This is a genomic window from Ruminococcus sp. 1001136sp1 (assembly GCF_039841815.1).
Taxonomy (GTDB): Bacteria; Bacillota; Clostridia; order Lachnospirales; family Lachnospiraceae; genus Blautia_A; species Blautia_A faecis.
On record NZ_JBDPGY010000014.1, the window covers coordinates 59,022 to 81,496 of the forward strand.

General features: G+C 42.3%; 18 protein-coding genes and 1 riboswitch. Of the genes, 3 read left to right on the forward strand and 15 right to left on the reverse strand.

From position 1 onward, the window contains the following. Window positions 1-198 precede the first annotated feature (198 nt). The 11 genes from hemL to ABHC48_RS13535 all read right to left on the reverse strand — a co-directional run bounded on the left by hemL (window position 199) and on the right by ABHC48_RS13535 (window position 14,310). Window positions 199-1,470 (reverse strand): glutamate-1-semialdehyde 2,1-aminomutase, encoded by a 1,272-nt coding sequence (gene hemL, locus ABHC48_RS13485; protein WP_195699738.1) that lies wholly within the window; start codon window positions 1,468-1,470, stop codon window positions 199-201. Next, window positions 1,470-2,453, reverse strand: a complete 984-nt coding sequence (gene hemB, locus ABHC48_RS13490; RefSeq protein ID WP_173718125.1) for a porphobilinogen synthase — start codon at window positions 2,451-2,453, stop codon at window positions 1,470-1,472. The genes hemL and hemB overlap by 1 nt, the downstream gene beginning before the upstream one ends. Continuing rightward, complete coding sequence (cobA, locus tag ABHC48_RS13495; protein WP_195699737.1) at window positions 2,444-4,882, reverse strand: uroporphyrinogen-III C-methyltransferase; 2,439 nt, start codon at window positions 4,880-4,882, stop codon at window positions 2,444-2,446. The genes hemB and cobA overlap by 10 nt, the downstream gene beginning before the upstream one ends. Further along, a complete protein-coding gene (locus tag ABHC48_RS13500) occupies window positions 4,875-5,360 on the reverse strand; it encodes a bifunctional precorrin-2 dehydrogenase/sirohydrochlorin ferrochelatase (protein ID WP_118579973.1) in 486 nt (161 codons plus the stop codon). Before ABHC48_RS13500 ends, cobA begins: the two co-directional genes overlap by 8 nt. Then, complete coding sequence (gene hemA / locus ABHC48_RS13505; protein WP_173735320.1) at window positions 5,350-6,579, reverse strand: glutamyl-tRNA reductase; 1,230 nt, start codon at window positions 6,577-6,579, stop codon at window positions 5,350-5,352. Before hemA ends, ABHC48_RS13500 begins: the two co-directional genes overlap by 11 nt. A gap of 167 nt (window positions 6,580-6,746) precedes the next feature. Next, complete coding sequence (locus ABHC48_RS13510) at window positions 6,747-7,103, reverse strand: CGGC domain-containing protein (protein WP_195699736.1); 357 nt, start codon at window positions 7,101-7,103, stop codon at window positions 6,747-6,749. Further along, entirely contained in the window at window positions 7,100-7,888 is a 789-nt protein-coding gene (locus tag ABHC48_RS13515; RefSeq protein ID WP_195699735.1) for a sirohydrochlorin cobaltochelatase, read from the reverse strand. The genes ABHC48_RS13510 and ABHC48_RS13515 overlap by 4 nt, the downstream gene beginning before the upstream one ends. A gap of 22 nt (window positions 7,889-7,910) precedes the next feature. After that, window positions 7,911-8,684 carry an ABC transporter ATP-binding protein gene (locus ABHC48_RS13520; RefSeq protein ID WP_195699734.1) on the reverse strand — a complete coding sequence of 258 codons (774 nt, stop codon included), beginning with the start codon at window positions 8,682-8,684 and terminating at the stop codon, window positions 7,911-7,913. Then, the gene (locus ABHC48_RS13525) at window positions 8,681-9,766 is read right to left on the reverse strand and encodes an iron ABC transporter permease (RefSeq protein WP_173716563.1); all 1,086 of its coding nucleotides are present in this window, start codon (window positions 9,764-9,766) and stop codon (window positions 8,681-8,683) included. The genes ABHC48_RS13520 and ABHC48_RS13525 overlap by 4 nt, the downstream gene beginning before the upstream one ends. 1 nt (window position 9,767) lies before the next feature. Then, complete coding sequence (locus ABHC48_RS13530) at window positions 9,768-10,760, reverse strand: ABC transporter substrate-binding protein (protein ID WP_195699733.1); 993 nt, start codon at window positions 10,758-10,760, stop codon at window positions 9,768-9,770. 117 nt (window positions 10,761-10,877) lie between these two features. Continuing rightward, window positions 10,878-11,076: riboswitch (cobalamin riboswitch) on the reverse strand. A gap of 105 nt (window positions 11,077-11,181) precedes the next feature. Further along, window positions 11,182-14,310, reverse strand: coding sequence for a type I restriction endonuclease subunit R (locus ABHC48_RS13535; RefSeq protein ID WP_195699732.1), 3,129 nt, complete (start codon window positions 14,308-14,310; stop codon window positions 11,182-11,184). An 81-nt stretch (window positions 14,311-14,391) separates the two neighbouring features. Here ABHC48_RS13535 and ABHC48_RS13540 point away from each other — a divergent pair, with 81 nt between their 5' ends. Beyond that, entirely contained in the window at window positions 14,392-14,937 is a 546-nt protein-coding gene (locus tag ABHC48_RS13540) for a restriction endonuclease subunit S (protein ID WP_347505691.1), read from the forward strand. Here ABHC48_RS13540 and ABHC48_RS13545 read toward each other — a convergent pair. The 4 genes from ABHC48_RS13545 to ABHC48_RS13560 form a co-directional block, all read right to left on the reverse strand. Next, window positions 14,934-15,494: a restriction endonuclease subunit S gene (locus tag ABHC48_RS13545; protein WP_294431787.1), complete on the reverse strand. Its 561-nt coding sequence runs from the start codon at window positions 15,492-15,494 to the stop codon at window positions 14,934-14,936. The genes ABHC48_RS13540 and ABHC48_RS13545 overlap by 4 nt on opposite strands. Window positions 15,495-15,509: 15 nt before the next feature. Then, window positions 15,510-16,496, reverse strand: a complete 987-nt coding sequence (xerA, locus tag ABHC48_RS13550; RefSeq protein ID WP_148462853.1) for a site-specific tyrosine recombinase/integron integrase — start codon at window positions 16,494-16,496, stop codon at window positions 15,510-15,512. A 110-nt stretch (window positions 16,497-16,606) separates the two neighbouring features. After that, complete coding sequence (locus ABHC48_RS13555) at window positions 16,607-17,800, reverse strand: restriction endonuclease subunit S (protein WP_294431790.1); 1,194 nt, start codon at window positions 17,798-17,800, stop codon at window positions 16,607-16,609. Next, window positions 17,790-19,298 carry a class I SAM-dependent DNA methyltransferase gene (locus tag ABHC48_RS13560; RefSeq protein WP_148462856.1) on the reverse strand — a complete coding sequence of 503 codons (1,509 nt, stop codon included), beginning with the start codon at window positions 19,296-19,298 and terminating at the stop codon, window positions 17,790-17,792. The genes ABHC48_RS13555 and ABHC48_RS13560 overlap by 11 nt, the downstream gene beginning before the upstream one ends. An 873-nt stretch (window positions 19,299-20,171) precedes the next feature. Between ABHC48_RS13560 and ABHC48_RS13565 the strand changes: the two genes are divergently transcribed. Next, a complete protein-coding gene (locus tag ABHC48_RS13565) occupies window positions 20,172-21,074 on the forward strand; it encodes an Abi family protein (protein ID WP_195699730.1) in 903 nt (300 codons plus the stop codon). Between the two features lie 495 nt (window positions 21,075-21,569). Then, window positions 21,570-22,346, forward strand: a complete 777-nt coding sequence (locus tag ABHC48_RS13570) for an inositol monophosphatase family protein (protein ID WP_195699729.1) — start codon at window positions 21,570-21,572, stop codon at window positions 22,344-22,346. Window positions 22,347-22,475: the final 129 nt, after the last annotated feature.

Sequence of the window (22,475 nt, forward strand, 5' to 3'; positions counted from 1 at the left end):
CTGGAAACCGTCCGTTCACGCTGTTCTTCCGATCTTTTTTACAGCGTAGCGGGTCACTGTGCAGCTCTGAATATTACTGCATTCTCTATATCAGTAAATCCTCTGCCACGGTTCATTTATTACAGCCGCATTTTATTACAGCAACTCGTATTCTGGTTTCTTTTATGTAATTGTGTCTAGATTATACCACACACGTTTTCAAAGAACAAGCTTTACTGCATCCAGAGTTTCCATAATAATTTCATCTGTATGAGCCGCTGACAGGAACATGGCTTCAAACTGGGACGGAGCCATATGAATTCCCATATTCAGCATTTTTTTGAAATATTCTGCAAATGCCACTGTGTCAGAAGATTTTGCAGAAACATAATCTACAACAGGCTGTCCCGTAAAGAACAGGCTTCCAAGAGAGCCCACATAATTCATCTGGTAATTCAGACCTTTTTCTTTCACGATTTTTCCCATTCCACCGTAGAGAAGCTCTCCCTTTTTCTCCAGTTCCGTGTAAATTTCCTGATGGTCATACAAATATTTCAGCTGGGTAAGCCCGGCAGCCATAGCTACCGGATTTCCGCTTAAAGTACCTGCCTGATATACTTTTCCTGCCGGAGCAACCAATTCCATCACATCTCTTCTTCCGCCATATGCACCTACCGGCATTCCGGCACCAATGATTTTTCCATAAGTAACCAGATCCGGTGTTACACCAAAATACTGTGCTGCGCCGCCAAATGCAAGTCGGAATCCGGTAATCACCTCATCAAAAATAAGAAGGGCATGGTATTGGTCGCAAAGAGCGCGAAGTCCCTGCAGAAATCCTTCCCTTGGCGGAACTACACCCATGTTGGCTCCAACTGCTTCCACGATCACTGCTGCCACCTGGCCATCTGCCTGCTGAAAAAGAGTCTCCACACTGCCAAGATCGTTGTAAGCTGCCAGCATAGTATCCTCTGTACAGCCTTTTGGAACACCGGCACTGTCCGGCACACCACTTGTCATCACACCGGAACCTGCGCTTACCAGCATGGCATCACTGTGTCCATGATAGCAGCCTGCAAATTTGATGATCTTATTTTTCCCCGTATAACCTCTTGCCACACGGATTGCACTCATAACAGCCTCTGTACCAGAATTGACCATTCGGACCATATCCACATGCGGGATTCTGTCACAAATAAATTCAGCCATTTCCACTTCAATCTCTGTAGCGCATCCAAAGCTCAGACCTTTTTCACAGGCCTTCAGAACACTTTCCCGTATTGCAGGAAAATTGTGTCCCAGGATCATTGGTCCCCAGGAATCTATGTAATCAATATAGCGGTTGCCATCTACATCATAAATATAGCAGCCTTCTGCACGTTCAATAAATCTCGGTGCTTCTCCAATAGCGCCATATGCACGCACCGGACTGTTTACACCGCCAGGGATTCTTTTTACCGCTCTCTCAAAAAGCTTCTCAGACTTTGTCATTATCCGATTCTCCCTTCCTCCATCATTTTTGCAATTTCTTCTGCAAAATAAGTGATATAAATCTGGGCACCTGCACGATAAGCTCCCACAGCCATTTCTCCAATGATCCGCTCTTCGTCGATCCAGCCCATCTTCGCTGCTGCCTTCACCATGGCATACTCACCGCTTACACTATAGGCCGCTACCGGAACATTCACAGCCTTGGAGATCTCAGATACCATATCAAGATAGGACATGGCAGGCTTCACCATAATAATATCAGCGCCTTCTTCAATATCCATAAGAGCTTCTTTCATTCCCTCTCTTCTGTTGTGGAAATCCATCTGATAGCTCTTGCGGTCTCCAAAAGCAGGAGCACTTCCAGCTGCATCACGGAATGGGCCATAGAACGCAGAAGCGTATTTTACTGCATAAGACATGATTGGAATATTGGTATAACCGCCCAGATCCAGTTCTTTACGGATGGCAGCCACACGTCCGTCCATCATATCGGAAGGCGCGATCATATCAGAGCCAGCCTGCGCATGAGACAGAGCTGTTTTTGCCAGAAGCTCCAGTGTCTTGTCGTTGTCAACATCATGGCCGCAAAGAACGCCGCAGTGACCGTGGGAGGTGTATTCACACATGCACACATCTGTCACATAATACATCTCTGGAAATCTGCTCTTTGCTTCCCGAAGTGCCTTCTGTACAATACCATCCTGAGCGTAAGCGCCGCTTCCGACTTCATCCTTATGAGCCGGGATTCCAAAAAGCATAATGCTGTTTACCCCTGCTTTTTCCAACTGCTCCAGCTTATAGGGAAGACGGTCCAGGCTGTAACGGTACTGCCCTTCCATGGAAGGAATCTCTTCCTGGATTCCATTTCCTTCCATTACAAACAGCGGATAGATAAGAGAAGATTTGTCCATTCTGGTCTCTCTCACCATTTTTCGCAAATTTGCACTGCCCCTTAATCTTCTAGGTCTCTTAATCAGTTCCATTTTTCTTCACTCCTCTTCAGTGTCTCAACCAGTTCGATCAGACTGTCGATGGTTGCTTTTTCTGACATATATGTCTGCATTCCATAAGAATCCGCCGCTGCACGAGTCTGTTTTCCAATACATGCAGCACGAACCCTAGAATAATCAAGTCCTTTGGTACTCTCCACAAAGCCTTTCACTGTGGAAGCGCTGGTAAATACAGCCAGGTCAATGGTGCCCTCTTCAAATTCTCTTTTCTCATTAATAAGAGGACAGCTTACATATCCGGTCTCATAAGTCGGAACATCATCCACCTGTGCACCTGTTTTTTTCAGTTCTTCTGCCAGCTCCTTGTTTCCAAGGGAGGCTCTTGGAATCAGAATCTTTTCTGTTCCATTTAAAAGAGCGCCAAGTTCTTTTCCAAGGGTATTTCCATCATAAACAGAAGGCATGAAATCCGGATAGATTCCTCTTTCCAGAAATTTCTTCTTTGTGCCCTCACCGATCACCGCGATTTTTGCATTTCCAAGAGAACGCAGGTCGATCTTCTTTTTCTCCATTTGCCTGAAGAAAACTTCCACGCCTGCAGGACTTGTAAATACCAGCCAGTCATAGCTGCGGATATGAGAAAAGGCCTGGTACAGTCTGCTCTGATCCTCCAGAGGGATAATACTGATGGATGGAAGTTCCAGTACTTCTGCACCTTTCTCCCGAAGAAGGGCCGCAGTTCTGGAAATATTCTCCTTGGGCCGGGTGACAAGAATCTTCCAGCCTGCCAGAGGTAATTTCTCATACCAGGCAAAATCATCTGCCAGAGTGCAGACCTTTCCTACTACAATAATGGCCGGTGTCTGGATTTTCGCCTGATCAGAGGCTGTCTTTAATGTAGCGACAGTTGCCACGACTCTTTGCTGACCAGCCGTAGTACCCTTGGATAAAACAGCAGCCGGCATATCCGGATCCATTCCAGCTTTCATAAGGCCACTGCAGATATCCTCCATGGCAGTGATTCCCATGAGAAAAACAAGAGTTCCTTTCGTATGTACCAGCGCCTCAAAATCAATGTCGTACTCCATTCCCTTGCGCTTATGTCCGGTGATAACATGAACAGACGAACAGAAATCCCGATGTGTCACAGGAATTCCGTTATATGCAGGTACGGAAATCGGGGAAGTCACACCAGGAACTACTTCATAAGGAATGCCCTCCTTTGTGAGAAGCTCCAGTTCCTCTCCTCCTCGTCCAAAAAGGAAAGGATCGCCGCCTTTCAGACGTACTACCCGGTTGCCCTTTTTTGCCTCATCAGCAAGAACCTGGTTAATCTTCTCCTGGGGCATAGTATGGTGGCCGGCACGTTTTCCCACATTGATCAGTTTTGCAGAAGCAGGAATTCTGGTCAGGATTCCCTGTCCTACCAGGCTGTCATAAACAACCACATCTGCCTGTTCCAGAACCTGGGCACCTTTCATTGTAAAAAGCCCCACATCTCCAGGACCAGCTCCCACCAGCCAGACTTTTCCCGGTTCTTTTTTGTTGTCTTCCTGCAAGCCAGACTCTTTGTATTCCACTTTGCAGCGCTCCTGCAGTTCTTTTGCAAGAGAAGTTCCCAGTTTTTCTGCATTTGAAGGATTTCCTGTTTTATATCCTTTCAGATAATGTCCAGTCTTTTCTTCATAGTAAAGACCGGTAAGTTTCAACTGACCATCTTTGATTTCTCCATAGGCAGCTACCGGAGAGGTACATCCGCCATTTAAATATTTTACAAAGGCTCTCTCTGCTGTTGCAGCCTGATGGGCCTGCAGATCATCATACCCTTTCAGAAACTCATAATCCAGACCATCAATTCCCTGAACTGCAAGAATTCCCTGTCCCGCTGCCGGAATCATTTCTTCTGTATCAAAATACCTGCTGATCCTGTTTTCAAGCCCCAGACGTTTCAAACCGGCGGCTGCAAGAACTAACGCAGAATATTCTCCACTATCCAGCTTTTCCAGTCTGGTCTGAAGATTTCCACGAATACTTTTCACCTGCATATCCGGGTAAATTTCTTTCAGCTGCAGCTTTCTGCGAAGGCTGGAACAACCGATAGGCTTCAAAGGATCCAGAACATCACAGCCTTTTGGGAGAACCAGCACATCTCTTACGTCTTCCCTTTTTGAAAAAGCAAGTATGGGGAGCTTCTCCGGGACTTCCATAGGCATATCCTTCAGGCTATGAACAGAAAGCTGACTTCTGCCCTCTAAAAGCGCCCGATCCAGTTCCTTTACAAAAAGGCCTTTTCCTCCAATCTTATCCAGAGTACGGTCCAGTATTTTGTCTCCTGTAGTCTTCATGGTCAGGATTTCCACATCCATTTGCGGATGCCTGCATACAATATAATCCTTCACCATCTGGCTTTGCAGTACGGCAAGCTTGCTTTCCCTGCTTCCGATCACAACTTTTTTATTCATAACTATCCTCATCTTTTTCCAGTTCTTCCAGAAGTGCCTGCATTTTTTCTCTTACTGCCTTAGCCTTTTTGTGATTGACACCGCTGGCCGTGATTCCCACTACAATATCATCCTTCAGACAAATTCCGGGAAAGTAAAAATCGCACAAATTCTTATCACTTGCAACATTTACATAAATTCCCTCTTCTTTACAGGTACGGTAAATTTCCTCATTTAGCTCACTGTTATTCGTAACAGCCAGCACCATATAAGCCATAGAGAAATCCGATTTTTTCACAGGACGGGGCTGGATCTGAATTTTTCCCAGCTTGCCCAGTTCCCAGAGATCTGCTGTCATCTTCGGCGCAATTACTGTAATATTCCTGGTAAATAATAATAATGCTTTCACTCTTCTTGTGGCAATGGTTCCCCCACCCACTACCACAATGTTCTTATCCGATAGATCCACATACAGTGGGAAATAGCGCTTATTTTTCATATGTTTTCTCCAGTCCTGCTACACATTCCAGAAATGCTTTCTCATTCACACTGTCTCTCAATGCAAACAGCATTTTATTTATAACCTTCCCCATTGCAGTATCCACTGCATTTATCAACTTCTCTTTTTCCTGCTCATCCATCTGTGTGTTTTTCAATGGCTTCATGATCCGCAGGTTAAAGTCATTCACTGCATTCTCTTTGATTTCCTGAATTCTTGGTATCAGTTCCTTACCATCTAACCATTTAAAAAATTCATCCATCTGATCTCTCACGATCAGTCCTGCCGCCTCAAGATTTTCCTGAAGCTCAGCCGGAGTTTCTTCCATGCGGAAGCTATCCATATCAAACAAGGTTATCCCTTCGAATTTTCCAACCTCCGGTTCAATATCCCTTGGAACTGCCAGATCAATGAGAACAATACTTTTTTCCAGTTCCAGATTTTCAAACAGTTCCTCACGCAAAGTAAAATTCGGACTTGCCGTAGCACTGACTACAAGATCACACTTAGGCAGATAGTCCATTCTTTCGCCATAATTAATTCGTTTACATCCAAATGGAATATTCACCATTCCGCTGCGATACTGACGCACGGTTACAGTCACATCTGCACCGGCTTCCATAAGAGCCTGGGCTGCAACCTTTCCCATTTCTCCATTTCCGATCACCATGCAGACCTTATCCTGTACGCAATAGCCCTGTCTGTCAAGCATTTCTATCGCCTGATGGATCACAGACGGATTCCCATGAGAAAATGGTACCTCAGTTTTAATCTTTTTTCCTGCTGTTACAGCCATTCGGAAAAGCACTTCAAGGGCTCCATCTGTTGTAAAATGCTCTCTGGCAATTCCCAATGCATCTTTTACCTGAGTAAGAATCTGATCTTCTCCAAGTATCTGGGATTTCAGACCTGATGCAAGGTAAAACAGATGTTCCACAGCAGCATGGCCTTCACGCTTTGTAAAATATATCTCGTACTGATCATCATTAATATTTTTCAGTTTACAAAGCTCTTTATATAAAGAAAGCTCTGCCTCATCATCCACACTTGCCCATACCTCCAGGCGATTGCATGTAGAAAGAATAATACAGCCGTCTATTCCCCGCTGTTCCTTTAATTTTTCCATAGCCTCCCCTGCATTTTTTCTGGTAAATGCAAACAAGGCTCGTATATCTACGGGAGCCATACTATGGTCTATTCCAATCATAGAAATACTCATCTTATGTAATTCTCCTTAAATATCATTTTCTGCCACCGCTCATTTTACTAATTCCTGCGTATATTGTCAATAAAGCCAGGCAAAACACAGCAATAAAAAAGCTTCCAGACAGACTATTTTCCACAATCTGCCTGGAAGTTTCCCCTATACGATTTCTCTATCCTGTTTCAGGATTCTCTGTGAGTTCCTCTTACCACCTGGATTCCCCTGGATTCTATCATCTCACAGATTTTGGCAATTCGTGGGCACTCTTTTTTCTCCCTGTCCAGACGACAGGCTCCCACATGCATTACCTTAATTTCTTCGCTGACCAGCCTGTCTATTTTTTCCAGAATTCCCTCATCTACATCCGGTTCTTTGGGATTTACACTTTTGCATCCATTACAGGTCATCATTGCTCCCAGAAATGTGTCCGGAGAATATCCATCAAAAAAGTCACTGCGATTCTGAAAGGCCTTCAGGCATCCCACTCTGGCACATACATTATTGGAGTGAAGGCAGGTCAGTGTCCCAATTTTAATCATACCGCTTCCCTCGCATGTTCCACAAAGAGTTTTCGAATACTTTCATATTCCCCCAGTCCTTTCAGAACGGTCTGCACTTCATAGCCAGCTTTGCTGATGATATTTTTCCAGGAGTCTTCTTCCTCTCCTGCCATGTCATTTTTCGCATGGTCACCGGCAACGATCATAAACGGTGCAATTACCACTTTTTTTGCCCTGCATTTTCCAAGCTGTTTCATGACCTGGTCAATTTCAGGATAACCTTCCACAGTTCCTACGATCACATTTTCATATCCCATATCCTCGAACCTGTAATCCAGTGCGGCATAAACGGCATTTGCGTAGTGCTCGGTTCCATGCCCCATAAGCACAAGTGCCGTCTCCTTATCTTTAATTACAGAAAACTCATCTGCAACCGCTTTCACCACGTATTCATTGTCTTCTTCTGTTGTAAGCAGAGGAGCTCCGAATTTCACAGACTGAAAATGATCTGCATACGCCAGAACATCCTTTTTCATAAGATCATTTTCCACACCGTTCATTACATGAGTAGGCTGAATGATCACCTCTGTAATTCCATCCTTTTTCATACGCTCCATTGCTTCTGCCACATTGTCATAGTGAATATGATCTCTCTTTGCAATTCTGGCAAGGATCATCTTGCTTGTCCATGCGCGATAAACTTTACAATCTGTAAAAGCAGCTCCAATTTCTTTTTCAATTGCATCAATGGTCACTGCTCTGGTATCCTCGTGACTGGTGCCAAAGCTGACTACAAGGATCCCTTTTTTTGCTGTATCGCTCATTCAGATTTCCTCCACTTTTCCTTTATTTTTTCACATGCAAAGGATGGTATGTAACATTCAGCATGCCGTATTCATCCTTTTTTACAGTTGCATCTACTTCATACAACATATGTATAAAATCTTCTGTAATGACTTCTTCCGGAGTTCCGCAAGCCACCAGACGACCGTTCTTCATGGCATAGATCCGGTCGCAGTATGCTGCTGCAATATTCAGATCATGCAAAGCACCGATCACAGTGACCCCAAGACTTTTTACAATATCCAGAAGCTGGAGCTGGTATTTGATGTCAAGATGGTTGGTAGGCTCATCCAGGATCAGACAGTCAGTTTTCTGTGCCAGAGCTCTTGCCAGAATGATTCGCTGCTGCTCACCGCCAGACAAACTTGAAAAAACACGGTGCCGATAGGGAAGCATTCCCACTTTTTCCAGACATTCTTCCACGATCTTATAATCCTCGGCATTATCCCGTTCCATGGTTTTCTTATGAGGAGCCCTTCCCATCATTACAATTTCCTGTACGGAAAATTCAAAATTATAGTAGTTGTGCTGGGACACCACTGCCAGTGCTTTTGCAGAATCCTTTACCTTATATTCGTTCAGCGGTTTTCCATCCAGGATGATCACACCGGTATCTGGCTTCAGTACACGGTAAATACATTTCAGCAATGTACTTTTTCCACTTCCATTTGGTCCTATGATTCCTACAAATTCCTTTTCCTTTATGGCTGCGTCAATTCCCTTAAGAATCTCATTTCCGCCAAGCTCTACATGGATATCAGAAGCTGTCAGTTTCATGATTTCTCACCTCCGAATCCATAAGATCTGCGTACCAGCAGATAAATAAAGCAAGGTGCTCCGATCATGGATACCAGGATTCCGATTGGGACTTCACTCTTGGGAATAATGATCCTGGAAGCAACATCTGCCCAGATCAGGAAAATGGAACCGCTAAGTGCTGACAGTGGAAGCATTTTCTTGTGATCGGTTCCAAAGAACATTCGTACCACATGAGGAATAATGAGTCCTACAAATCCAATGATACCTGCGGAATATACCACAAAACCGATCAACAGTGCTGTCACTACAAGATACACCTGACGATATCTGTGCAGGTCAGTTCCTAATGTGATGGATACCTCATCTCCAAGCAGCATCATATTGAGAATACGGCTCTGGGTGCAGAAAAACAGGGTTGCTATAAAAACGCAGGGAATAATCACAGCCAGATTTTCCCATTTCGCACCTGCCAGACTTCCCATCAGCCAGAAAGTAACTGTCTGGATTCCATCTCTGTCGCCCGCAATATAGACAACAAAGTTTGAAAATGCACTGCACACACTTCCAAGTGCTGTACCTGCAAGCAGAAGTCGGACTGAATTTGCCCGGCCTCCTATATTTGCAGTGATCTGTACCAGTACAGAAATAAGGAAGGCTCCGATAAATGCGCAGATTCCAATAGAGTTGGAGCCAAATACGGCTCCAACTCCAAGAAAGATTGCCACTGTTGCACCAAGAGATGCACCAGAGGAAATACCAAGAATATACGGATCTGCGATCGGATTTTTCACAATGGCCTGCATTACCACACCTGCAACTGCCAGACCCATGCCAACGGCTGTTGCAAGAAGAATACGGGGAAGGCGGATAAACCATACAATATCGGACATGGCTCCTACACCATAAACCTCCGGATCCCCGATTCCAAATACTTTATACAAAATTACACTATACACATCTTTCACAGAAAGATCTACAGAACCAATGGTAACTGCAGTCAGAATGGATATCACCAGAAGCACAGTCAGTAATATCACCGCCAGCACATAGATCGGCTTTCCATGAAAAATTCCATTTTTAAAATCCGGTTTTCTTTTCATTTTATTCGTACAGATCCGGATATAATGCTTTTGCAAATGTCATAATTCCATCATAGGTTCTGACACCGCTGCAGTATACTTCATTCAGGTTTACAGAGAATACTTTGTTGTTCTTAACTGCTGAAAGGCTTGCATATGCAGGGTTATCTGTAATATCAGCGATAGCCTCATCAGCTGTCATAAATCCATCATAGTTGATCATGAATAATACGTCCGGATCAGCTGCAATCAGATCCTCTGCACCAACGTTTTCAGAGTTCTCTGCACCAAGCTTCAGCTCCGCACCAAGTGTCTCCGGAATATTTCCGCCAAGTGTCTCTGTTCCATATACACGGAAGGAATCTCCCTCATCCTCAAGAACTGCTACAGATAACGGGTCTGTTCCTTCTACATGCTCTTTTACTTTATCAATCTCACCCTTCATCTGATCAACGATTTCTTCTGCCTTGTCTTCGCAATCAAAGATCTTGCCAAGGTTCAGGATATCCTCATATTCGTCTTCAATTGTACGTGGGAACTCAGAAGCCGGTCCCTTTGCAGCACTGTTCAGGGACATGTATGTATTTACATCTCTCTCCTGCCAGAAGCTTACATCAGAAAGCCAGTCATCACTGAAAGAAGAATACCATGCCGCAATAAAATCAGGCTCCATTGCAACAACTTCCTCTTTGGATGGCTTGGTATCCATATACTGAATCTTGTCAAATTCATCTTTTAAATCCTCACGCACATCACCGTCCAGACCGCAAGCAGCTACGATCTTATCACCGAGACCAAGTGCCAGAAGCTCTTCGATATTGGAGTTTGCATATGCAAATACTTTCTCCGGAGCTTTCTCAAAAGTCATTTCAACCGGTTCGTTCTCATAATTGTAGGTTGTGATTGTTACGGGATAATGGCTGTCTCCATCCTCCGCAAATACAGTTGTTCCCATTCCCAGGCTGAGAATTCCTGCCAGACATAACATTCCTGCTGCTGTTTTCATGTTTTTCATGCTTTTTCTCCTTATTTTTTCTTTTGTTTTTTTGTTTTTAAAAGAAAAAAGTCCGCTTCCATGAAAAAGCGGGCATCACAAAAAAACATGATACGAAAGACAGCACTTTACACGGAAGTTTCTTTCTATGAACCAAGCAGGTTTCCTGGCTTACAGCTTAAATCCCCATTCCCTTCTCACATAAAAATGCAATGGATATGAATGTGGCATAACTGAATACAGTGACCGGATCGTTCAGGATTCTCACCTGATTCCCTCTTCTGAAAGCAGTACAAATTTTATATATTTTTTCAGCACTTGGCACATTTATTCTTTTAAGCAGAATTATTATAACTTACCCCTTAAATAAAGTAAAGATATTTCTTTAACAATGTTTTTGATTTTGAATATAATATAGGCATCCCCTTCCTTACTTATATATCTATTTCCCATACGGTGCCGTGTCTTCAGCAACCATACCCAATTCCGTTTTCGGAGAATAGGTATACACCTTGCTATTCTCAGCGTAATTCTCCATATCATTATTATCTGTCCATAGCTCACACTGTGTCATCACGGTCTGCACTGCATCATCCATTCCTTCCGGCGGATAGCGATGCTTTTTGAGCAACCGCTTAATCATCATACGCATTTTCGCTCTGGCAGAATCCCGTTTCTGCCAATCTATTGTTCTGTTCTTACGCAGTGTATCTGCCAGTTCCTTTGTAATGGCAATCAGTTCTTCGTTTTCATAGAAATCCTTAATGGCCTCCGGCTTTGTCAGCGCATCATAAAATGCCAGTTCATCAGCAGTCAGTCCAAGCTTGTCTCCCTCTTTATGAGCTGTCGCAATCTGTTTTGCCAGATTCAGCAATTCTTCAATAACCTGTTCATTGGTCAACATTCCATTCAGATACGCATTCATAGCACGCTGTATAATTTCACTGAATTTCTGCGATTTTACCACATTTGTATGACGGTAAATCTGCACCTGTTCCGCAATCAGCCTTTTTAACAGCTCTACAGCAAGGTTTTTCTCCTTCATTTTAGAGATTTCCTCAAGGAACTTTGGATCAAAGAGCGAAAATTCCTGATTTATATCTGAGAAAAGGTTAATGACGCCTTCGCTCTGAACACTGGCTTTCAGAAGCTCGTTAATGCGAGCATTCATTTCTGGCAGAGAAATTTTCTTCCCCTCTCCCTGATTCATCAATCTTGTAACAAGCACACGAACAGATTCAAAGAATGCCGCTTCCACACGCAGCTCTTTTTCTGCCAGAGAGGAACACAGCGACAATGCTTGCCTGAGCAGCAATGCCTCTTTCAGGAAATTCTCTCGTTCCTGTTCTTTATTCACAGCGACAATAAAGTTGACCGCACCGCTGATTGCCTTGGAACGCTCCAAATCCGTACCTGTCATAAACTTGGAATAATCATAACCGTGGAACAAATCCCGACAGATAGACAGTTTCTCAAGGAACTTCGGATATGCAACCTTGGCAACATCGGTATCACCGTAATTCTTCCTATCGCGAGTAGTGTAGTCATTCATTGCCTGCTTCAATGCAGAAGCAATGCCAACATAATCGACAATCAGACCGCCTTCCTTATCTCCAAATACACGGTTTACTCTGGCAATAGCCTGCATCAGATTATACCCCTGCATCGGCTTGTACACATACATGGTTGCAAGAGATGGCACATCAAATCCTGTAAGCCACATATCCACGACAATGGCAATCTTCAGCGGACTATCATTATCCTTAAACTCCTTTGCCAGCTCATCCTTATGGTGTTTATTGCCGATGATTTTATTCCATTCTTCTGGATCTTTGTTACTACCTGTCATAACAACAGCAACCTTATCCGTCCATCCGGGACGAAGTTGCAAGATACGCTCATATATCTTCATGGCAATAGGGCGTGAGTATGCTACGATCATTGCCTTACCTGTGAGCAGATTCGCACGATAATTTTCATAATGATTCAAAATATCGTCCACAAGGGAGTTGATAGTTTTCTCATTGCCAAGAATGGCTTCCATCTTCCCCAGTTCTTTTTTGCTCCTTTCGATAACCTCTGAATCAGCATTTTTTGCCATAATGTCATATTCTTGGTCAATGAGCTTCAAAGTCTGCTCATCCAGTTTCAGCTTGATAACACGGCTTTCATAATATACCGGACGGGTAGCACCATCCTCAACCGCCTGTGTCATGTCATAAATATCTATGTAGTCACCGAACACTTCACGAGTGTTGCGGTCTTTCATAGAAATCGGCGTTCCGGTAAATCCGATAAAAGTTGCATTCGGCAGAGCATTGCGGATAATACGAGCAGAACCGATTTTGATTTCACCTGTCTTGACATCGACCTTTTCTTTCAAACCGTACTGCCCACGATGAGCTTCATCCGCCATAACCACAATATTTCTGCGCTCAGAAAGGCAATCAAAGGATTCCTCAAATTTCTGCATCGTGGTAAAAATAATGCCGTTTGCTTTTCTACCGTCCAGTAATTCTTTCAAATGCACCCGGCTTTCGGCATGAACTGGGTCTTGACGCAGAAAATCCTTGCACTTGGCAAATTGCCTGTAAAGCTGGTCATCCAGGTCGTTGCGATCTGTGATAACTACGATGGTCGGGCTATCCAAAGCATCTTGCAGACAATGGGCATAAAACACCATCGACAGCGATTTGCCGCTGCCTTGTGTATGCCAGAATACACCACCCTTGCCGTCTGTCTCCGTTGCGTGTTTCGTGGAAAGTACTGCCTTATTGACAGCAAAATACTGGTGATAACCTGCTAATATCTTGAACTGTTTGGTTCCTTCATTGGAGAAACAGATAAAGTTCTTGATAATATCCAGTAAACGTTCTTTTTCAAAAATACCCTCAAAAAATGTATCGAACTGAGCATACTGTGTATTTTCATAGCCGCCGTCCTTCGTTTTCCATTCCATGAAGCGATCTTCGCCAGAAGTAATTGTACCAGCTTTCGATGTCATAAGGTCACTCATAACACAGATACAGTTATAAATAAACATGGAAGGAATCTCATGCATATAGTTGCGAATCTGTGTGTATGCTTCGGATGCATCCGTTTCCTCACGAGAGGGAGATTTCAGTTCCACCAGGACTACCGGCATACCATTCAAAAATAGCAGTACGTCAGGGCGTTTGGTGCTGTTCTCAATAAATGTCCACTGGTTCGCCACAATAAAGGAGTTGTTGTCCGGATTCTTGTAATCAACAAGATATACCAAGCCGGAGCGTTCCTCACCCTTGACAAAATAACGCACTTCTACACCGTGCTGAATGTAATCCATAAAAAGAGCGTTTTTCTGCACAATTTCCGCATTTTCAAAATTTCTCAGCTTATACAAAGCATCGTGAATTGCGTCCTCCGGCATATCCGGATTCAAACGATGCAGTGTTTCGTCTAATTTATCTTCATACAGGGGGCTTTTGAAGTCCCGCTCCAAATCAGGAGCATAGACATGCCGATACCCCATATTCTGAAATAGCTCTATAACAGAATTTTCATAGTCTGCTTCGGTATAAAAGCCAGCCATAGGTTAATCACTCCTTTTTTCGTTACATTTTTCGTGGTAAACAAGAATTTAGAGCAACAAGCTCAGGCAATTTACAGCCGTATGTTTATTGAGCACCGACAAGAAAGTTGGAGCACAGGGCAGCTGTCTGACCTAATCTCAGTTAAGTATGGAAAAGATCATAAAAAACTGGCTGACGGAAACTATCCAGTATATGGATCAGGCGGAATAATGCGATATGTAGAAAAGCCTCTCTATACTGGCGAATCTGTTCTAATTCCCCGTAAAGGAACTCTCAACAATATCATGTATGTCAATGAAGCGTTCTGGTCGGTAGACACCATGTTCTATACCGAGATGCTGCGTCCTAATATTGCAAAATTTGTGTACCATTTTGTAAAAAGCAAAGATCTGGCTTCACTGAATGCTGGCTCTGCTGTACCGAGCATGACAACCAATATTCTTAACGCAATGCAACTATATATTCCTGACGAAAAAACATTAGAAAAGTTTGAGAATATAGTTTCACCAATGTATAGTGCAATGCAGGAAAACACAAAAGAATCCAAGATTCTTGCCAATACTCGTGATGCACTTCTGCCAAAACTTATGTCCGGCGAGCTTGATGTCTCTGACATCGATCTTTAAGCCGCTAAATTCTTGTTTAACTTCTCATTTGTTTTTCTTTTTTTATCCAAAACTGCAATAATTGATACTATACGGTCTTGTATGCACCGTTCTGGCAAGTCTATCTCTATTTTCGACAAAATGCCTTGATTTAAGGATGCCATTGTCGTTCCATGTGAGCACATGCTTATCATGAAAGCTTTATGCTTAGGCGTAAGAAAATAATATGATAAATATCGTGGATTGATTTTGTTTGTTTTTACTCTTAATCTGATACAATCTGATCCCTGCATCCATCCCGCTTCATTTGCTCCTATGTAGGCATGACGATCAACAGCCCCCTTTCTTCCAAATACAATATCTCCCTCTTTAAGTATGTGCATAGATAACCGTTCAAGTGTCTTCTCACCAACATAATCTACTTTTGTTGTTACAACTGTTGAATATCCTAAATTTTTCACATTTAGAACTGGAGTTCCACTTTCAACATATTCTGCCGCTTTTAGTTGGGTGCCAAATGGTCCTGTTTTTATTTCAATTTCTCCATTCTTAACAAGTTCCTCTAATTCAATAATCACAATACCTTTTCTCCTCTAGCCTATATATTTCTTATGAGCCAACTTAACATTGCTCTGCTTAACCATTGCATACTGTAAGGTCGTATCTATTCTTTTATGTCCCAAGAGTTTCTGTAACTGCTCAATAGGCATTCCTTTGTCAATTGCCATCGTTGCAAGCGTCCTTCGGAACTTATGCGGATGAACTTTGGGAATATCCAGCTGTTTTCCCATTTCACGCAGGCGGGATTCTATGCCGCCGATCTTGATTCTCTCATGCGGAGAACGCAGAGTAACAAACAATGCCGGATTATCATCCATTCTGCTATCAATGTAGTTTTGCAGATGAATCTTCGTCCGAGCATCAAAGTATACAATGCGTTCCTTATCGCCTTTACCGAAAACGACACATTCACGCTCATTAAAATTGATGTCCGCTTTATTCAGCAAAACCATTTCACCGATACGCATTCCGGTAGAGGCCAGCATATCAATCATTGCCAAATCACGAAGTTCTGTGCAGTTGTCGCGCATTTTTTCCAAGTCCTCATCTGTGTAGGTTTCTTTGATGTTGGTTGCCGTTTTCACCTTATGGATGCGGCGAACAGGGCTTTTCAAAATATAGTCCTCATCCTCCAACCAAGAGAAAAAACTGGACAGAATTCTGCGGATATTATCTATCGTCACACGGCTGGACTGGTTCTTGCTCTGATAATCCGTCAGATAGGAACGCAAATCCTCCGTCTGTATATGGCGAATACCTTTATCTGTCGAAGCTACCATCATTTCAATGGTTGTGCGGTAATATTTCAGCGTTTTCTCTGAACAGCCTTCAATTCGTTTTGCCGAAACAAAAGCGTCTATCAGCTTTTGGTTATCGTTCATATCTTTCTTTTCTGTCTGTGCTGTAATTTCACAGCCAAACAGTGTGTTTTCAAGCACTTTTTGCAACTGCTGCATTTGTGCGTTGTCGAGGTGTGGCAGCATTTGCTGCACCACCTCTGAAATAATCTGTTGTTTCATAGGTCATTCTCCTTCAAATTTATTTTCCAGAGAACGACTCAACGGCAGTTCCATTGGCTTTAGCTCCTGCCGTTGGTAGGAGTATTTAGGTTAAACAAGAATTTAGCGACTTAAAGGTTAATGTCTGAGACATCCAATTCGCCAGACATCAACATAGGTAACAATGCATCTCGGATATCAGAAAGTCGTGAGTTTTCTGCTTCAAGCACTTCCTGCTGTTGGAAAATTGGAGTGCAAAAGGCATTGAACTTTTCGATAGTTTCGTTATCAGGAATTACAACAGGGACAGATTTCATACCTGCACCTGATATTTCCTTAAAAGTTGAACCCGAAGCCATCCCCTCGATGGTCGGCAATAAAAATTTCAGAAGATAATACATAAAGGATGTACCAACATTTTCATTTGGAACTACCGATTTGAATCCCTGATTAGTTGTTACTTCATTGGCAGCAATGGCAATGTATCCAATAGGTGCTCTGGAACTAAACAGAACTGTTCCGGTTGGCATTTTGGTTGCACTGCTCTTGTAAAATCCTAATTCTGAAATATCAATTTCACCGTGAGAGATAAATTTTGACTTATTAAGAGATAAATCCTTTGGAGTGATCCATGCTATGCCTTGCTCGGAGTAATATTCTGGCTTTGTTTTGGATGGGGTTCCACCTGCAACAACAGTTCCAAGGTCCGAAAGCATACCATCTTTCCATGTTGGATTAGCATTCTCAACAAATAATGAATGAAAAAGAGCTTCTGCTTGTTGCTCTAAATTCTTGTTTATCTTTTTATTTAACTCAATTTTATCGTCTATCATCCATAGAATACTGGCGATCTTATTCTGTGCATCCAGAGATGGGACTCTTATTGGAATCTCTCCCATAAATTTCGTATTAATAGATGGCATCGTTGCACCGGTAGCAATATTACGAACAAACTGTTTTGTTTTTTCCAATAAAAAGAAATAATACAAATATTCTGGATTCAATTTTTCACAAGGTCGTACTCTAAGGCATCGCCCCGAAAACATCCATCCTTCATATTCTGCACTAACATATGAGCAACGATCAACTGATCCTACGCGGCTGAAAACAATATCTCCTGTTTTCAGTACGTATTTTTTTAGCCTTTCTTTATCCTTGTCTGAAACACAAGGAAGATTTTGTTCTGTAAACTTTCTGCTTCCGAGATGTTCTACTGTAACGATAGGCGTTCCATGAACTACGTAATCCTCCTTGTGTAGTTGGCTACCGAATGGTCCTGTCTGAATTGCTGCAAGTTCAGATAATTTTATTGTATCAAATTTCATACCCAATCGCCCCCAGCTTCTTTCTGATTTCATCCTCCAGTTCATGGGATTTTGCGAACATCTCCGACAACTCAGAAGTCAGACGATTCATTTTATCCTCAAACGGTTCTCCGTCATCTTCCTGTTCTTCAATGCCGACGTATCGTCCAGGAGTCAAAATATAATCCTGCTTTGCAATGTCCACAAGTGTTGCCTCCCTGCAGAATCCCTGAACATCTTCCAAAGTGCCATTCTGAAATGCTTCAAAGGTATCTGCAAGTTTCTGAATATCTTCATCTGTAAAATCACGATGTTTACGGTCAACCATATGTCCCATCTTGCGGGCATCAATGAACAGCGTTTTGCCGGGCTGTTTCTTACCTTTTGTAATGAACCACAGAGTAACAGGAATTGTCACGCTATAAAAAAGCTGGGTAGGCATTGCGATAATGCCTTCAATCAGATCATCCTCGATGATTTTCTTTCGGATTTCACCTTCGCCGCTGCTCTGCGTAGACAACGCACCATTCGCCAGTACCAGACCGATTTTCCCATTCGGAGCAAGGTGATGAATCATATGTTGAATCCATGCGTAGTTGGCATTACCTGCAGGCGGCAGACCGTATTTCCAACGCTTGTCTTCTTTCAGTTTTTCCTGTCCCCACGGATGATAATTGAATGGGGGATTAGCGAGAATAAAGTCTGCTTTCAGTGTCGGATGCAAGTCACTTGTAAATGTATCCGCATTGTATGGTCCCAGATCAGCATCAATACCTCGGATTGCCATATTCATTTTCGCCATCTTCCAAGTATCCGGGTTTGCTTCCTGCCCATACACTGAAATTGCTCCACGCTTATGACCATGTGCTTCAATGAACTTTTCACTCTGTACAAACATACCGCCGGAACCGCAGCAGCAATCGTACACTCGGCAGTTATCAAACGGACGCAAAATAGAAACCAGAGTTTTTACCACGCTGGACGGTGTATAAAATTCACCGCCGCCAACACCTTCTTTTTCTGCAAACTGTGCAATACAGTATTCATAAGTACGACCGAGCAAGTCTTCACTTGCAGTCGTATCGCTCATGTCGATGTTATTTGTAAAAATATCTACCACATCACCCAAGATTCGCTTATCTAAGTCTGGACTCGCATAATTCTTCGGCAGTACATTTTTCAGCTTTTTGTTTTCTGCTTCAATGGCTCTCATTGCATTATCAATGATTGTGCCGATTTCCGGTGTGTGTGCCTTGGATGCAATGTTGCTCCAGCGAGCTTCCTCCGGAACGAAAAATACATTGTCCATCTCGTAAGCATCACGGTCATCCTCGAAACCGTCACCTTCTGCTATAAGTTCCTGATACCGTTTATCAAACGCAGCAGAAATGTACCGCAGGAAAATCAATCCAATAATAACCTTTCTATATTCCGCCGCCGGGATATGCCCCCACAATACACAAGCTGCATCCCACAACTGTTTTTCAAAGCCAATGTTGGCATTTGTTTTACCCGCCATTTGTTTTCCTCCATCTATTGATTGATGATTGTTATTTTTATAAATCAGTCGTATTTTCTTCCAGTGCTGATAGTCGGAAGCGTTTCAAATTGGTCAGACTGTGTCTGACTAATTGGGGTATTTTCATAAGCAAGGTAGAATTTTCACATCTACATCAGATTTGTTGAGGAAAATCACTTTCCAAATAAGCCTGTTAAATATATAGAAAGATTTCTTTTCAGCTCTACATTCGTTTCCATCTGTTTATTTATCTTCTTTTCTGCATCTTCAGAAATACCCCATGAATATCCTACTTTTTAGCATCGGGAACTCCCTCTGTCGAACACAGTGTTTGAATTTTTCATGTTAAATTGCTCTCTAAGTAGGACACAAATAATCAAATTTATCATACGCTAAAGTGCAAATAAAATCAATCTGTGTAGCAAAAGATTTTTGCAGTTTACCGCAGAAAACTGAATATCCAAGACAACTTCTACTTTCTGCAGTGTTTCCACCATATCAATCTGCTCCTTATTCAGATATGACCAGATGGTTTTTCTCTTTTCAATACCGTTGACAAGCCTGAACTACTTTGCCGACATTCCAATCTCAATGCGTTTTAGCATATCGCACTCATTGCTTTAAGTCCGGATGTAGGCTCAGTGATTTTTGCAATATTCTGCAAAGTAACTCTGACTTTAAGAGCCAATATTTAATCTTTTTTTAATTCGCATTCTATATAGTAGTCCCAAAAATATCTTAGCAAACCTATCTCAAAGTATTGACAGATTGGTTCGTTCCAAGTAAAATATGTGTAACAGAACCCGCCACGCTTAGTCTTGTTTCGGCAAGAATGCGCAACCCGGCGGGACTTTTTATATCCAGAGGTGAGCCATGTATACATATCCTAAGAATTTTTTATCCATTACACAATTAATTCAGAAACTCAAAGACACTGGAATGACTATCGATTCGAATGACACCGCTGAAATAGCGTTAACAACAATTGGATATTACCGTTTAAAAGGTTATAGTTTTCATCTTATTGATCCTTCCACCAAAAAGTACATAGAAGGAACATCCTTATCAAATATTTTAAGACTGTACCGCTTTGATTCAGAGCTGTCAGACCTGCTGTTTAGCTATTTATCACAAATTGAAGTTGCATTAAAGTCACAACTTGTCAATGCATTCCAGATTACTCACGATGCACTTGTTTTAAATGATCCTTCCGTATTTAAAGATAAAAAAACATTCTGGAAGAATCAGAGCACCATTGCATCTGAAATCAGCCGTTCCAATGATGTTTTTATAGAACATAACTTTGATAATCACGATGGAGCCATTCCTATATGGGCTGCTGTCGAGGTTATGTCTTTCGGCACTATATCAAAAACTATTAAAAATATGAAAACCGGCAGCAACACTGCTTTTTCTGAGCTGATTAAAAATTATAAGTTTAAAAACAGCAATGGACGTGATATCAATCCATCAAAAGATATGTTTACATCCTGGATTCAGGCTGTTTCCATCATGAGAAATATTTGTGCTCACAACAGCCGTATTTATAATCGTAGCATCAGTACAAGACCACAGCTTATTTATTCAGATGTCATCCATCCGCATCCTCGGTACAATGGGCTATATCAGATTATGCTTTCAATGAAATATCTTCGTCCAACCGAAGATTCGTGGACGGCTTTTATAACTGATTTCAAACAGCTTCTGAATAACTATTCTGATGTATGTGATATTCGCAGACTTAATTTCCCATCCGATTGGGAAAGCCACTTTTAATGCAATTCATAGTTTTCAGATATCCGCATATACTATAAATGATAGAACCAATCCAGCCTCTCTTCGATGCTCAAATCGATTGGACATTCAGGAGAGACATTTCGTCTCTCCATTTTTATTTAGTCCTTTTTATAAAATTTGTACTTCTCAGTTTCATTTTTTCTTATATCTTCTTCCCATAGCAGATTATGTAGCTATCGGCATACTTAACCAACGATAGACAACTAGTTACTGTTCACTCCGTTCACAGTAACACGCTTCGCGATGCACAGAAATCATGCTTTGCATGATTTCGCGCCGCAACTCTCGGGTTTTCTGTGAACTTTGTTCACAAAAAACACCTCGCGGAATGTTACCAGTGAACAGTAACAACAACTATTCTTCGTTTTTTACAGCTTAATTTTTCATTTGCCCTTTCTTTCCGTTTATGGTAAATTTTCTCTAGACCATACAAATTGTTGAAATTTTTTGACATACGTTAGGAGGTATATTGATATGAATAAGGAAAACCAAGCCAAAATCATAGAGTTGGTAAAACAAGCCAAGCCCTTGATTCTCCAAGAAATGACCCACGAAAAGGTTACCGAAAAAGGGGCTGCCGATTACGTTACCAACGTAGATGTTGCCGTACAAAATTACCTGAAGGAAGCCCTTGAAAAAGAATTTCCTGAAATCCGGTTGATTGCCGAAGAGAAAGAGAACCTTGGACTGAATTCCCGGAAATCTTACTGGATTCTGGATCCCATTGACGGAACCACCAATTTAATCCGGGATTATCATTTAAGCGCAGTTTCTCTGGGGCTTTATGAAAATGGGGAAATCACTTTCGGAGTGGTCTATAATCCCTTTACAGAGGAACTCTTCTACGGTGCCAAAGGAGAAGGTGCCTATCTGAACGGAACTCCTATCCATGTGTCCAACCAGCCGGAATTCAAAGATGCTGTAGTGTCTTTCGGCTCCTCTCCTTATGAAAAAAACAGGGCAAAGGAACTGTTCCCGGTATTTTACAATATTTTTATGAACTGTGCAGATTTCAGGCGCACCGGCTCTGCTGCCCTTGACCTTTGCTATGTAGCCTGCGGCAGACAGCACGCTTATCTGGAACAAAATCTGAAGCCCTGGGATTACAGCGGGGCTACCGTTATTTTAAGAGAAGCTGGCGGTGTCATCACGGACTGGGAAAATAAAGAGCCACCTTATCTTGAGAATTCGGATATACTGGCCTGTGTACCCCAATTCCGGGAAATTTTACAACACCTTATAAAAAAATAGGTCTGACCCAAGACCTGGCATTTCAAATGCTTTGCAAATGCAAAAAAATAACCTACAGATATCAAAAGACACCAATGCAGATTTTTCCATTTTTCATAAAATCTCATAGATAAATCCAGCGCACATTTG